This window comes from Pseudomonas sp. PDM05, assembly GCF_014851685.1.
Taxonomy (GTDB): domain Bacteria; phylum Pseudomonadota; class Gammaproteobacteria; order Pseudomonadales; family Pseudomonadaceae; genus Aquipseudomonas.
Window position 1 is genome coordinate 1,035,034 of record NZ_JACVAC010000001.1, and the last position, 12,929, is coordinate 1,047,962.

Below are 12,929 nucleotides of genomic sequence, written 5' to 3' on the forward strand. Positions count from 1 at the left end.
GGGAATAATGCACACCCAAGCCTGCCTCGAAACCCACCTGCAAAGCAAGTCCCTCTCTCACAGTCTGAGCCGTGTGAACGCCTAGAAAGATGCGCCCTGCGCGGCTTTTTCCAGCAGCAACGCCGGTGGCGTGAAGCGCTCGCCATACTGCTGCGCCAGGTAGCGGGCGCGGGCGATGAAATCGTTCAAGCCATACTGATTGATAAACTGCAACGCGCCGCCAGTCCACGCGGCAAAGCCGATGCCGAAGATCGAACCGACGTTGGCATCCGCCGTCGACCGCAATACACCCTCCTCCACGCAGCGCACGGTTTCGATGGCCTGGATGAACAGCAGGCGGTCGCGCACATCCTGCGGCGAGATGCGTTGGTCGGGCCGTTCAAAGCGGCTTTTGAGCTCCGGCCACAGGAATTTCTGCGCGCCGCTCGGATACTCGTAAAACCCGCCACCCGCCGCCTTGCCCCCGCGTTTGTATTCGTTAACCAACAGATCAATCACCAACGTCGCCGGGTGCTGCGGCACAGCCTTGCCTTCTACGAGCAGATCCTTGGCCGCCTGCTGTCGGATATGGCTCATCAGGCTGAGGGATACTTCATCCGACACCGCCAACGGCCCCACGGGCATGCCGGCCTTGCGCGCTTCGGTCTCGATCATCGGCGCCGCCACGCCTTCGCCGAGCATGGCAATACCTTCGTTGGTAAAGGTGCCGAACACCCGGGAAGTGAAAAAACCGCGACTGTCGTTGACCACGATCGGGGTTTTCTTGATTTGCAGTACGAAGTCGAAACCTCGGGCCAGGGTTTCGTCCGAGGTGTGGACGCCCTTGATGATTTCCACCAGGGGCATCTTGTCCACCGGGCTGAAGAAATGCAGGCCGATGAACTTGCCTTCGTCCGGCACCGCCGTGGCCAGCCCGCTGATCGGCAAGGTCGAGGTGTTGGAGGCGATCACCGCGTCGGCCCCCACCACGCGCTGGGCGGCGGCGGACACCTTGGCCTTGAGTTCGCGGTCTTCGAACACTGCCTCGATGATCAAATCGCAGCCCGCCAGGTCGGCGTCCGAGTCCGTAGGATGAATGCGCGCCAGGGTGGTTTCCCGCTGTTCGACGCTCAATTGCCCACGGCTGACTTTCTTGTCGAGCAACGCCGCCGAGTGCGCCTTGCCCTTTTCGGCGGCCGCCGGATTGATGTCCTTGAGCACCACCTCGATACCCGCGCAGGCACTCGCATAGGCGATGCCCGCGCCCATCATGCCCGCGCCGAGCACCCCGACTTTGCGCGTGACGTACGGCGCAAAACCGTGGGGACGGGAGCTGCCCGCATTGATCTCGTTGAGCTGGAACCAGAACGTGCCGATCATGTTTTTCGCCACTTGCCCGGTGACCAGCTCGGTGAAGTAGCGGGTTTCGATCAGGTGCGCGGTGTCGAAATCGACCTGGGCGCCCTCAACGGCGGCACACAGGATCTTCTCCGGTGCCGGGAAACAGCCCTGGGTTTTGCTGCGCAAGATCGACGGGGCGATTGCCAGCATCTGCGCCACTTTCGGGTTCGACGGCGTGCCACCGGGGAGCTGATAGCCCTTGTTGTCCCACGGCTGCCGGGCCTCGGGGTTGGCAAGAATCCAGGCGCGGGACTTGGCCAGCAGCTCATCGCGATCCGCCGCCAGCTCGTTGATCAAACCGGCCTGCAACGCCGGTTGCGGGCGGATTTTTTTGCCCTCCAGCAAGTACGGCAAGGCCTTTTCCAGGCCCAGCATGCGCACCATGCGCACCACCCCGCCGCCACCCGGCAGCAGGCCCAAGGTCACCTCCGGCAGGCCGAGCTGCACGGATTTGTCGTCCAGCGCGACCCGGTAATGACACGCCAGGCAAATCTCCCAGCCGCCGCCCAGGGCGGCGCCGTTGATCGCGGCCACCACCGGCTTGCCAAGGGTTTCCAGGCGGCGCAGTTGCGCCTTGAGCAGCAACACGCCGTCATGGAAATCCTTGGCCTGGGCCTTGTCGACCCTGATCAGTTCATTGAGGTCGCCGCCGGCGAAAAAGGTCTTTTTCGCCGAGGTGATGACCACGCCGGCCAGCGTGTCTATCTCCGCCTCCAGACGCGCAACGCTGGCCGCCATGGCCTCGCGGTACGCGCCATTCATGGTGTTGGCGCTCTGGCCGGGCATGTCGAGGGTCAGCACCACGATCTGGTCTTGGCCTTTTTCGTAACGAATGGCTTGGGTCATGCTGGATTCCTTGGGCTCAGAGCCGTTCGATGATGGTGGCGATACCCATGCCGCCGCCGACACACAGGGTGGCCAGGCCGTAACGCTGCTGGCGTGCTTCCAGTTCGTCGAGCAAGGTGCCGAGGATGGCGCAGCCGGTGGCGCCCAACGGGTGGCCCATGGCGATGGAGCCGCCGTTGACGTTGACCCGGGCGGCGTCGATACGCATGTCCTTGATGAATTTGAGCACCACAGAAGCAAACGCTTCGTTGACCTCGAACAGGTCGATGTCCTCGACGCGCAAGCCGGCCTTGGCCAGGGCCTTGCGTGTCGCCGGCGCGGGGCCGGTGAGCATGATGGTCGGGTCGGTGCTTGTCACCGCCGTGGCGACAATGCGCGCCCGCGGTTGCAGGCGCAGCTCGCGGCCCTTGGCCTCGGAGCCGATCAACATCAACGCGGCCCCATCGACAATCCCGGAACTGTTGCCCGGTGTGTGTACGTGCTGGATGCGTTCGACATGGCTGTAGACCCGCAGCGCCGTGGCATCAAAGCCCATCTGCCCGATCATCTCGAAGCTCGGCTTGAGCTTGCCCAGCCCTTCGAGCGTGGAATCACCACGGATGAATTCATCGTGGTCCAGCAGCACGATGCCGTTCTGGTCCTGCACCGCGACCAGCGACTTGTTGAAGGAACCGTCGGCACGCGCCCTCGCCGCTTTCTGCTGCGAGTGTAGGGCAAAGGCGTCGACATCCTGGCGTGTGAAGCCTTCCAGGGTGGCGATCAGGTCCGCGCCGATACCTTGCGGGGTGAAATGGCTGTGCAGGTTGGTGTGCGGGTCCAGCACCCAGGCGCCGCCATCGCTGCCCATGGGCACGCGGGACATGGACTCGACGCCGCCGACCACCACCAGGTCTTCAAAACCGGAACGCACTTTCATCGCGCCGAGGTTCACCGCTTCCAGGCCCGAGGCGCAGAAGCGGTTGACCTGTACGCCGGCGACGCTGACGTCCCAGTCCGCCACCAACGCGGCGGTCTTGGCGATGTCGGCGCCCTGGTCGCCCACCGGGGTCACACAGCCCAGCACGATGTCATCCACCTGCTGGGTGTCGAGGTCGTTGCGCCGGGCCAGTGCGGTGAGCAAGCCGGCCACCAGGGTCACCGGCTTGACGCTGTACAAGGCGCCGTCAGCCTTGCCTTTGCCCCGGGGCGTGCGTATCGCATCAAAGATCAAAGCTTGGGTCATGACGTCCTCGAACCGCTGTGCCTGTGTGCCCCTACCTTAGGCCCGATTGACACGGTTTCAATGACGGATGCGCTCATTGCTTTTGACCCCCTCGCTCGGACGAACGGTAGGTCGCCGGGGCAATCCGCTGATTAATCGTTTTAGCTGTCTAGCCAACGGTCTGGCGCCAAGATGGCGTTAGGCCTCATGCCGTTTTTAGCGCGAATGCTGATGAGCTGATATGAAATGGATCTAAGCCACGCAGAACGAGGGCTCTAAGGTTGAATCAGTAGGAGGTTGCTGCCGGGTTTTGCTGGAGCAGCTGTAAGAAAAGCGACACGTCATACCGTCATACTGCGATAAAACGGCACGTATTTGACGCTCAGGAATAACAAAAAAAGGCAGTCAGCCATGTTCAAGCACTCGAAAGTACGTCAGGCGGGACTTATTCTGTTCGCCACCACACTGATTCTGATCCTACCCAATCTGACCAAGATCATTGGGTAACCCTTAAACACCCGCACTGCGCGTATACACAGCATCAGGACTGCAGTTTTTGGCAGCACCTGCCGGGACATTGCCAATAGCAATCCTGTTGCAGGGGCTGTCTTTTTGCCTGGATTTTTCCGGTATCGTGAGCGCCATCGCCACTTTGCAGCAGGCCTTTCTCTTGAAATCGATCCTTGCCCTCCTCGCCCTGTTCATGGCCCTGCCGGTCACGGCGGCGCAATTGACCATCGACCTGGACCATGCCAGCAAGACCTGGCAGACCGCCGAATTGCTCAAACACCCGGCGGTCAAAACAATTCAGATCATCGATGACGTTTCCTACAAGCGCACCATGACTTATCGCGCGGTGCCGCTGGCAGCACTCCTACCGGGCCTCACAGCACAGAGCCATCTGCAAGCGGTTGCCCTGGACGGGTTTGCCGCCGAACTCACGGCCGCGCCCTTGCTGGCAACCCACGGCGCCCGCGCCTGGCTGGCGGTGGAGGACCCGGCGCAGCCATGGCCGGCGCTGGCGGATGGCAAACCGAGTGCCGGGCCGTTCTATCTGGTGTGGACCGACCCGCAAGCCGGGCATATCAGCCCGGAACAGTGGCCGTTCCAGATCTGCGCGATCAAGCAGTTGAAGACCGTTGCAGAGCGTTTTCCGGCACTGTTGCCGGCCTCGGAACTGGCCGCCGATGATCCGATCAACCAGGGCTTTGCGTTGTTCCAGAAAAACTGCCTGGCGTGCCATCGGCTCAATGGTGCCGGGGACGCGCAGGTGGGGCCGGATCTGAACATTCCCTACAACCCCACGGAATATTTCAGCGGTGACTTTCTCAAGCGCTATATCCGTGACCCGCAAAGCCTGAGGCACTGGCCACAGGCGAAGATGCCGGGGTTTGCGGCCGGTGTGTTGCCGGACCGCGAGTTGGATTTGTTGGTGGGATATTTGAAGCACATGGCGGGGCGTAAACAACAACCCTAAGTACAACTTATATCAACTGTGGGAGCTGGCTTGCCTGCGATAGCGGACTGTCAGCCAATCCATGTCTAGCTGAACCACCGCCATCGCAGGCAAGCCAGCTCCCACCGTTGATCGTCTTCGCCTACTGTTGCTGCACAGCAATCATCGGCGTCGGCGCCACGAACACCTTGGCATGCATCTGCTCATGCCCACCGCCACGGCGCATGCCGCGTACCGGGCAGGCGTCGAGGTAATCCAGGCCCACCGCCAACTTCAGGTGCCGCTCGGGCCGCGCCAGTTGGTTGGTCACGTCAAAGCTGTACCACGCGTCATCCAGCCAGGCTTCGGCCCAGGCATGGCTGGCCAGGTGCGCACTGTCTTCGCTGTACAAATATCCCGACACATACCGCGCCGGAATCCCCAGGCTGCGGGCGCAGGCGAGGAACGCATGGGCGTGGTCCTGGCATACGCCAGCACGGCCGGCGAAAGCTTCGGCGGCGCTGGTGTCGACTTCGGTGGCGCCGGGTGTGTAGACCATTGAGTGGTTGAGGGCGTGCATCAAGTCGATCAGCGCGTTGCGGTCGCGGCGTTGATGGCAGTGTTGCAGGGCAAACCCGCGCAGGGCCTCGTCAGGCTCGGTCAGGCGCGTACTGCGCAGGAACGGGAACGCCGATTGGCTCTCGTGTTCGGCCTCGCTCAGTTCGTCGATGTCTACCTGGCCACGGGCACCGATGATGATGGCGTCATGGGGCTCGTCCAGGGTCAGCACATGCAGGATGTTGCCGAATGGGTCCACTTGCGCACGTACCGGGCGCGGCAGGTCGAGCTGCCAACTGATGACGTTCTGGCGCTCGCTGTCGTGGGGCGTAAGGCGCAGGTACTGAATGCTGGCGCGAACCTGGTCTTCATAGTGGTAGGTGGTTTCGTGGCTGATGGAGAGTCTCATGCGGCCTCCAGGTAGGAGCTGTAGATGGCGTCGCCCAACTGGCGCACCAGGGGGATAAAGTCGGTCAGCCAGGCGTGCAGGCCTTCCTCGAGGATTTCATCAATGGCGGTAAAACGCAGGCGCGCATCCATCTCGGCGGCCAGGCGCTGGGCCGGGCGGCCGTTGAGGCCGGGCAGGCTGGCGAGGATCTGGTCGATCTCTTCGCTGCAGGCGCGCAATGAACGTGGCACATCGGCGCGCAGCAACAACAATTCGGCGACTTGTCGTGCGCCTGGCGCATCGCGATAGATCTCGGTGTAGGCCTCGAACGACGACAGCGCACGCAGCAAGGCGCTCCATTGATAGTAGGCGTGGGCCGTACCGTCGGTGACCGCTGCAGCCTGGTCGCCGGCCATTTCATAACGTGCGTCGAGCAGGCGCAGGGTGTTGTCGGCGCGCTCGATAAACGTACCCAGGCGGATAAAACGAAAGGCGTCATTGCGCATGATGGTGCCGTAGGTTGCGCCCCGGAACAGGTGGGAACGCTCCTTGACCCATTCACAGAAGCGGCTCATGCCATAACGGCTCAGGCCCTGCTGGGCAATGTCGCGAATATCCAGCCAGGTGGCGTTGATGTTTTCCCACATGTCGGCGGTAATTCGCCCACGCACCGCATGGGCACTGGCCCGCGCAGCGCCGAGGCAGCTGTAGATGCTGGCCGGGTTGGCCGCGTCCAGGGCAAAGAAGTGCAGCAGGTGTTCGGCGTGCAGCTCAGCGTGGCGCTCGCGGTAGTCATCCAGGGTGCCGGTAATCAACAGCGGCATGGCCAGTTCATGCAGGCCATCACCGCGCCCGTCCTGGGGCATCAGCGACAGCGAATAGCTGACATCGAGCATGCGCGCGAGGTTTTCCGCGCGCTCCAGGTAGCGCGACATCCAATACAAATCCGAGGCAGTTCTACTCAACATGGCATCAGTCCTCTACCACCCAGGTGTCTTTGGTACCACCGCCCTGGGACGAATTAACCACCAGCGAACCCTCACGCAGCGCCACGCGGGTCAAACCGCCAGGCACTACACGGGTTTCCTTGCCGGACAGGACGAACGGACGCAGGTCGATATGGCGTGGCGCGATGCCGTTTTCGACAAAGGTCGGGCACGTCGATAAACACAGGGTTGGCTGCGCGATATAGGCGTGGGGCTTGGCCTTGATACGTACACGGAAGGCCTCGATTTGCGCTGCGGTGGAGGCAGGGCCGACCAGCATGCCGTAGCCACCGGAGCCTTGGGTTTCCTTCACGACCAGATCCGGCAGGTTGGCCAGGACGTGGGACAGTTCGTCGGGCTTACGGCACTGGAAGGTAGGAACGTTGTTGAGGATCGGTTCTTCGTCCAGGTAAAAACGGATCATATCGGTGACGAATGGGTACACCGACTTGTCATCCGCCACCCCAGTGCCGATGGCATTCGCCAGCACGACATTGCCGGAGCGGTACGCGGCCAGCAGGCCGGGCACGCCGAGCATGGAGTCCGGATTGAACGCCAGCGGGTCGAGGAAGGCGTCGTCGAGGCGGCGGTAGATCACGTCCACGGCCTTGGGGCCATCGGTGGTGCGCATGAACACGCGGTCATCGCGTACGAACAGGTCGGCACCTTCCACCAGTTCCACGCCCATTTCCCGGGCCAGGAAGGCATGTTCGAAAAACGCGCTGTTGAAGCGCCCGGGGGTCAACACCACCACGCTGGGGTTATCCAGGGGGCTGGAGCTTTTCAGGGTGTCGAGCAACAGGTTGGGGTAATGGTCGATGGGCGCGATGCGTTGGGCGGCGAACAGCTCGGGGAACAGGCGCATCATCATCTTGCGGTCTTCGAGCATATAACTGACGCCGCTCGGTGTGCGCAGGTTGTCTTCCAGCACGTAGTAGGTGCCGTCGCCATCACGCACGAGATCGACCCCGGAGATGTGGGAATACAGGTCGCGGTGCAGGTCCAGGCCCTGCATTGCCAACTGGTATTGCTCGTTGGCCAGCACCTGCTCGGCGGGGATGATCCCGGCCTTGATGATGCGCTGATCGTGGTACAGGTCGGCGAGAAACATGTTCAGCGCTTTGACCCGCTGGATGCAGCCACGCTCGACAACCCGCCATTCGCTGGCCGGGATGCTGCGCGGGATGGTGTCGAAGGGAATCAACCGCTCGGTGCCCTGCTCGTCACCGTAGAGGGTGAAGGTGATGCCGGCGCGGTGAAACAGCAAATCGGCTTCACGCCGGCGCTGGGCCAACAGATCATCTGGGGTTTCGGCCAACCAGCGGGCGAACTCGCGGTAATGAGGCCGGACCTGGCCTGCCCCATCGTACATTTCATCGTAATAAGTGCGGATCATGCCGAACTCCTTGTCACCCGGGCGCTAGAACCATCGCAAGGCCCGTGCCAGCGGCATAAACACTTAAAAATCAGTGAGTTGAATTAAAGCAAGGACACAAGCGCACCGTCCTGGTGCAGCCAGATGCCCGCCGTCCCGTCGCGCGCTTCATCGCAATGCGGGCTTTGACTATCAGCAGCATAGCCAGAGTTGATTTCACTGCCCGGCCAAGCCTGCGGATAATCGCCCCATCTGCTGAACACGCTCCTTCAGCACACCGCTCTTCCCTTTAGGCCACCCTTCTTGGGTGGCTTTTTTTTTGGTGCTGAAAAATGGCGCACAAGTTCAGAATAGTTGTCCCACGCCACAAACAAAATCGGCCGACCCAAAGGTCAGCCGATACGCTGCGTTTTTTCATACAACTACATGGGTAACCCACGCACCTCCTGCTTGACGCCCCATCCTTCGATAATCCCGCCCAGAGGCTCTACCACCGCCCCAAAGTCCTGTTCGAAGTCTCCTATACCGTCGTAGGTGGCAAACATGATTTTGCTCAGTTCCAGATACCAGGCGCCATCGTCGCGCGCACTGACCTGGGCATTCAGGGATTCCCCACGAAACTCACCCGCAGCCCTGCGCGCACGTTCCTCATCCGGGAAAATGGCGTAGAACTCAATGGGGTGGAAACGCGAGAAGTCGAAGCCGCCTTCTTTCATGCGGCGCAGAACGTTGGTGCTGATGTCTTCTTGATAGGCTGTGCTCATGAAAAGTGCTCCTCTGACCGATGGATAGACTTTCCGTGCTTCCCGAGGCCCACGCCGTACTGGCGCATGGACTACGGCGATGACAACACCGCTGGAAAACAAGCATGTAGCTGACAAGACCAGACCTTAGCGATTCATTCGCTGATCTCGCTTGCAGAGTAGCGCGAAGCTTTGACCACCACCAGAGGCACTTTAGTGGCAACCACGCAATGTTCAGGCGGCGGGCAAAATGTCGAGGATTTGAATACTGTTCTGGTCTTTGAGGATTTTCACCGTGGGCTCAGACTGGCGCCCCTCAAGGTCATTGAGGTCGAGTTCGGCGGCGACCGGCAGCAGCTTGTTGCGGATCATGTGCGCAGCTTCTTCAAGGCTGGGCTTTTTATTGCAGGTGAACTGCTCCACCGAAGTCTCGCCGTGATCATCAACGAAGGTAATGTTCCACGTTTGCATCGGTGCCTCCTCGATAAAGCCCATGTGTGGGCTCACATCCATCTGGACCTTGAGGGATCGCCAAACGTTCCACTCAAGGCTGGAGGCACCGGATCAGTTGCGCTTACTTCTCGGCGTGGTCCTTGAGGGCTTTCAAGGTGTTGAACGGCGCATCCACCACGAATTTGTTGGCCAACCACGATGGCACGCTGCCGCCTGGCTCGGTGTGCACCTGGTAAGTGACTTCGGTCAGGTTGTCGCCTTTGGGCACCAGTTTCCAGAAGCCCTCGACCTGGGCCACACGCACATAGCCTTTGACTTCCGGCTGGTAGGTCGGCACTTCCAGCAGCTTGCGCGTCAGGGTGCCGTCAGCGGCCTTGGAGGTGGTGATCTCCAGGATGGAGTCACGGTCGGTCACCGGGAACGGAGCCTTGAACTGGGTGTAGGTCCAGCTCTTGTCGCCTTCCTGCTTGAGCAGTTTTTGCGATTTGCACTCGTGAATCCAGGCACAGGCACCCGCGACGTCTTCTTGCAGTGCCTGGATCTTGGCCACCGGCGCCTTGATCGTGGTCACACCGCGATAGGCCTTGTACTTGGAGCCGGCCACTTCGCTCAAGGACACCTTGATCCCGTCTTCATCTTTGGCGACCTGCCAATCCTCAGCCTGGGCCGTAGCAGCAAACAACACCGTAAACCCGCACAGCACAGCCATTCGTTTCAGCGAACCCATTGTTGTATTCCTTATTGTTGAAGTTCCGATAGTAAAGCCCATCAAGCCGCCGTCATCTGCTCCCACCAACCGATCAAGCGGATCGCATCGGCCTGGTCGGTACCGCAGACCTCGATGTCCGCCTTGAAATCACTGCATACCGCCGGCCGCTCCGGCTGCCCGAACAGCAGGCACAGTTGTTCGACCGACAGGTGCAGGCAGCGTTCGCCTGCCGGTTTGCCTTGTGGCATTCCCGGTAATGGCGAACTGATGGAGGGGGCGATGCAGCACGCGCCACAGCCTTCACGGCAATTCATGACAGGCAGGTCCTCGACGACTCAATGTGGATGGCCGGGCTAGAGTACGCCCTTAAACAGCCGTTTTAAAATGGTCTAACAGGGGTTTTTCGCAGAAAACAAAAATGACTGACCAGTCTCCGACACATGGTCGAAGAGCCACGTCACGTTTGCAGGAAAAGTTTACTGCTTGAATTCGAATTCCAACGCTGCGCCTTCAACGTCACGCCGCTCTTCGTTGCGCAGTTGCAGCTTCATCTCATTGCTGAGCAGGCGACCGTTGATCTGGAAGGCGCTGTTGCCTGCCGGTTTCTCGCCAAACATCGGCGGCAGCAGGGGCACGCTCTGGGGCTTGGGCATGGTGCCGATGGGTTGCAAGTGCCTGACCATGTCCGAAGGCAGGGACAGGTCCAACTGTGCCGGTGGCAATTTGGTCTGGGTAATTTCCTGGGACGACTTCGACTTGCTTGTCGTACGCTTTTTCACCGCAGCGGCTTTTTTCTTGGCCTCAACGGCCTTTTTGGCTGGGGCCTTCTGCGTGGCGCCGGCGGTGACCTTGCCCTGGGTCACAGGTGCTGCCGCCAGCACTGTGCTGACGTTACACAGGCTTAACAGGCCAATCACCAAGGCAGTGCGAAAAATACAGGTCATATCGCCTACAGCATTAACGGCAGAGGGCCATATGCTCGCTTGTTGTGGGCAGCATGACAAGCGCGGTGATTGGCCGGCGGCCGGTCATGTCCCTGTTCCCGGGCTCAAAAGCCGGCGGCGGTTTCCTGGCAAAGTTGGCTGGCGAGCATCCCCAACGTCATCAGCGCCCGCTCTGCCTCGCGGTTCCACGCTGTGCCGCAATTGAGACGGATACAGTGGTTGAACTGCTCGGTGTTACTGAAGATCAGCCCCGGCGCAATGCTGATGCCTTGTTGCAAGGCGCGTACGTGCAGTTCCTGGGTATTGACCCGTCCCGGCAAACTGACCCACAGGATAAAACCACCACTGGGACGGGTCATCTGCGTGCCTTCGGGGAAGTACTGCTGCACGGCGAGCTGGAAGGCGTTGAGGTTCTTGCGGTACTCCTGGCGGATGTAACGCAGGTGGCGATCATAGCCCCCGTTCTCCAGATACGCGGCAACGCCCATCTGCGTGACGCTGCACGCCGAATGGGTGCTGAACATCTGCAGGCGCTGGATTTCCTGCTGGTACTTGCCGGCAATCATCCAACCGATCCGCACGCCGGGTGACAGGGTCTTGGAGAAGCTCGAGCAATAGATCACCCGGTCCAGGCGGTCGTAGGCCTTGAGGGCCTTGGTGCGACCGACTTCAAACATCAATTCGCCGTAAATGTCGTCCTCGACGATCTGAATATCGAAATCCGACGCCAGGCGCAGCAACTGTTTTTGCCGTTCCTCGGGCATGGTGCCACCGAGGGGATTGCTCAGGCGCGTGGTCAGCACCAGGGCCTTGATCGACCATTGGTTGGCCGCCAGTTGCAAGGCTTCCAGGCTCATGCCGGAGGCTGGATCACTGGGGATCTCGATGACCTTGAGGCCAAGCAGATCAGCCAGTTGCAGCAAGCCGTAATACGTCGGCGATTCGGCGGCGATCAGGTCGCCAGGCCGGGTCAGCACGCGCAGCGACATCTGCAGCGCATCGACGCAGCCATGGGTGATCACCACTTCGGACGGGTCGACCACCACGCCCGCATCGCGCATGCGGATCGCCACCTGGCGGCGCAGCGGCTCGAAACCAGGGCTGAACATATAGCTGAACGCCCGTGGGCTCTGGAAGCGCGTGACCTTGGCCAACTGCTGGTGCAACGCGCGCACCGGCAAGTAATCGACACTCGGCACGGCGGCGCCCAACGGGAACACCCCTTCGCGGCGCGATTCGACCAATACCTGTTGGATAATGCTACTGCGGGTGACCAACCCTGGGCGCTCGACGCGGGCGATGTCTGGCGTTGGCGCGGTGAGCGCCGGCGTCTGGTGCACGTAGTAGCCCGACTGCGGGCGTGCGCGGATCAGCCCCTGGTCTTCCAGGTTGGCATAGGCCTGCAACACCGTGGCGTGGCTGACGTTGAGCTGGGAGCTCATCTTGCGCACCGAAGGCACGCGCTCGCCCGGTTGATAGACGCCGCGCCGGATGTCCTCGGCCAGTTGCTGGGCGATACGTTGGTAAAGCAACAGATTGGTCATGACGCAGCACTCGATTTCACGGGTATTTTATTTTTGTGTGAAACATACCGGCACAGTTTAAAAGTGTACGGGGACAGTTGCCACAATAGTCGAGCGCGGGCGGGAGTGACAGTAAAAACTGTAAGGGTGCTCAAGAGCCTTTTAGGTGTACACCAAACAAAATGTGGGAGCGGGCTTGCCCGCGATAGGGGTGTATCAGCAGAAACAACTCTGGCTGACCCACCGCAATCGCGGGCAAGCTGAACTGGTCAAGTAATCTTGGACACCGATTAAGGTTTCACGCCGCCAACTTCTCCCTGGCGACTGGTGACCGATAGTCGTTGTAGCTATGCGGCCTGGTGATGTTGTAGCGCGATACATAGCGCTG

At 60.8% G+C, this 12,929-nt stretch carries 12 protein-coding genes; 1 reads left to right on the forward strand and 11 read right to left on the reverse strand.

What is annotated here, in order from left to right:
* Positions 1–81: 81 nt before the first annotated feature.
* Complete coding sequence (locus IB241_RS04815) at positions 82–2,226, reverse strand: 3-hydroxyacyl-CoA dehydrogenase NAD-binding domain-containing protein (RefSeq protein WP_192297200.1); 2,145 nt, start codon at positions 2,224–2,226, stop codon at positions 82–84.
* A 16-nt stretch (positions 2,227–2,242) separates the two neighbouring features.
* Positions 2,243–3,448, reverse strand: a complete 1,206-nt coding sequence (locus tag IB241_RS04820; protein ID WP_192297201.1) for an acetyl-CoA C-acetyltransferase — start codon at positions 3,446–3,448, stop codon at positions 2,243–2,245.
* Positions 3,449–4,097: 649 nt separating this feature from the next.
* Between IB241_RS04820 and IB241_RS04825 the strand changes: the two genes are divergently transcribed.
* Complete coding sequence (locus IB241_RS04825) at positions 4,098–4,904, forward strand: c-type cytochrome (protein ID WP_192297243.1); 807 nt, start codon at positions 4,098–4,100, stop codon at positions 4,902–4,904.
* 121 nt (positions 4,905–5,025) lie between these two features.
* Here IB241_RS04825 and IB241_RS04830 read toward each other — a convergent pair whose 3' ends face one another.
* From IB241_RS04830 to IB241_RS04870, 9 genes are all read right to left on the reverse strand, one after another.
* The gene (locus tag IB241_RS04830; protein ID WP_192297202.1) at positions 5,026–5,829 is read right to left on the reverse strand and encodes a transglutaminase family protein; all 804 of its coding nucleotides are present in this window, start codon (positions 5,827–5,829) and stop codon (positions 5,026–5,028) included.
* Positions 5,826–6,776 (reverse strand): alpha-E domain-containing protein, encoded by a 951-nt coding sequence (locus IB241_RS04835; RefSeq protein ID WP_192297203.1) that lies wholly within the window; start codon positions 6,774–6,776, stop codon positions 5,826–5,828. The genes IB241_RS04830 and IB241_RS04835 overlap by 4 nt, the downstream gene beginning before the upstream one ends.
* Positions 6,777–6,780: 4 nt before the next feature.
* On the reverse strand, positions 6,781–8,190 hold the full coding sequence (locus tag IB241_RS04840; RefSeq protein WP_192297204.1) for a circularly permuted type 2 ATP-grasp protein: 1,410 nt from the start codon (positions 8,188–8,190) through the stop codon (positions 6,781–6,783).
* Between the two features lie 401 nt (positions 8,191–8,591).
* Entirely contained in the window at positions 8,592–8,933 is a 342-nt protein-coding gene (locus tag IB241_RS04845) for a ribonuclease E inhibitor RraB (protein ID WP_025854181.1), read from the reverse strand.
* Positions 8,934–9,146: 213 nt separating this feature from the next.
* Positions 9,147–9,383, reverse strand: a complete 237-nt coding sequence (locus IB241_RS04850; RefSeq protein ID WP_192297244.1) for a hypothetical protein — start codon at positions 9,381–9,383, stop codon at positions 9,147–9,149.
* Positions 9,384–9,486: 103 nt separating this feature from the next.
* On the reverse strand, positions 9,487–10,092 hold the full coding sequence (locus IB241_RS04855; RefSeq protein ID WP_192297205.1) for an START domain-containing protein: 606 nt from the start codon (positions 10,090–10,092) through the stop codon (positions 9,487–9,489).
* 41 nt (positions 10,093–10,133) lie between these two features.
* On the reverse strand, positions 10,134–10,388 hold the full coding sequence (locus IB241_RS04860; protein WP_015885398.1) for a YkgJ family cysteine cluster protein: 255 nt from the start codon (positions 10,386–10,388) through the stop codon (positions 10,134–10,136).
* Positions 10,389–10,550: 162 nt separating this feature from the next.
* Entirely contained in the window at positions 10,551–11,018 is a 468-nt protein-coding gene (locus tag IB241_RS04865; RefSeq protein ID WP_192297206.1) for a translation initiation factor 2, read from the reverse strand.
* Between the two features lie 104 nt (positions 11,019–11,122).
* Entirely contained in the window at positions 11,123–12,562 is a 1,440-nt protein-coding gene (locus tag IB241_RS04870) for a PLP-dependent aminotransferase family protein (protein WP_192297207.1), read from the reverse strand.
* Positions 12,563–12,929: the final 367 nt, after the last annotated feature.

Coding starts and splice junctions, on each gene's coding strand:
- IB241_RS04855 (WP_192297205.1), bottom strand. CDS start 10,092: ATGGGTTCGCTGAAACGAATGGCTGTGCTGTGCGGGTTTACGGTGTTG.
- IB241_RS04850 (WP_192297244.1), bottom strand. CDS start 9,383: ATGCAAACGTGGAACATTACCTTCGTTGATGATCACGGCGAGACTTCG.
- IB241_RS04870 (WP_192297207.1), bottom strand. CDS start 12,562: ATGACCAATCTGTTGCTTTACCAACGTATCGCCCAGCAACTGGCCGAG.
- IB241_RS04845 (WP_025854181.1), bottom strand. CDS start 8,933: ATGAGCACAGCCTATCAAGAAGACATCAGCACCAACGTTCTGCGCCGC.
- IB241_RS04840 (WP_192297204.1), bottom strand. CDS start 8,190: ATGATCCGCACTTATTACGATGAAATGTACGATGGGGCAGGCCAGGTC.
- IB241_RS04835 (WP_192297203.1), bottom strand. CDS start 6,776: ATGTTGAGTAGAACTGCCTCGGATTTGTATTGGATGTCGCGCTACCTG.
- IB241_RS04820 (WP_192297201.1), bottom strand. CDS start 3,448: ATGACCCAAGCTTTGATCTTTGATGCGATACGCACGCCCCGGGGCAAA.
- IB241_RS04815 (WP_192297200.1), bottom strand. CDS start 2,226: ATGACCCAAGCCATTCGTTACGAAAAAGGCCAAGACCAGATCGTGGTG.
- IB241_RS04865 (WP_192297206.1), bottom strand. CDS start 11,018: ATGACCTGTATTTTTCGCACTGCCTTGGTGATTGGCCTGTTAAGCCTG.
- IB241_RS04830 (WP_192297202.1), bottom strand. CDS start 5,829: ATGAGACTCTCCATCAGCCACGAAACCACCTACCACTATGAAGACCAG.
- IB241_RS04860 (WP_015885398.1), bottom strand. CDS start 10,388: ATGAATTGCCGTGAAGGCTGTGGCGCGTGCTGCATCGCCCCCTCCATC.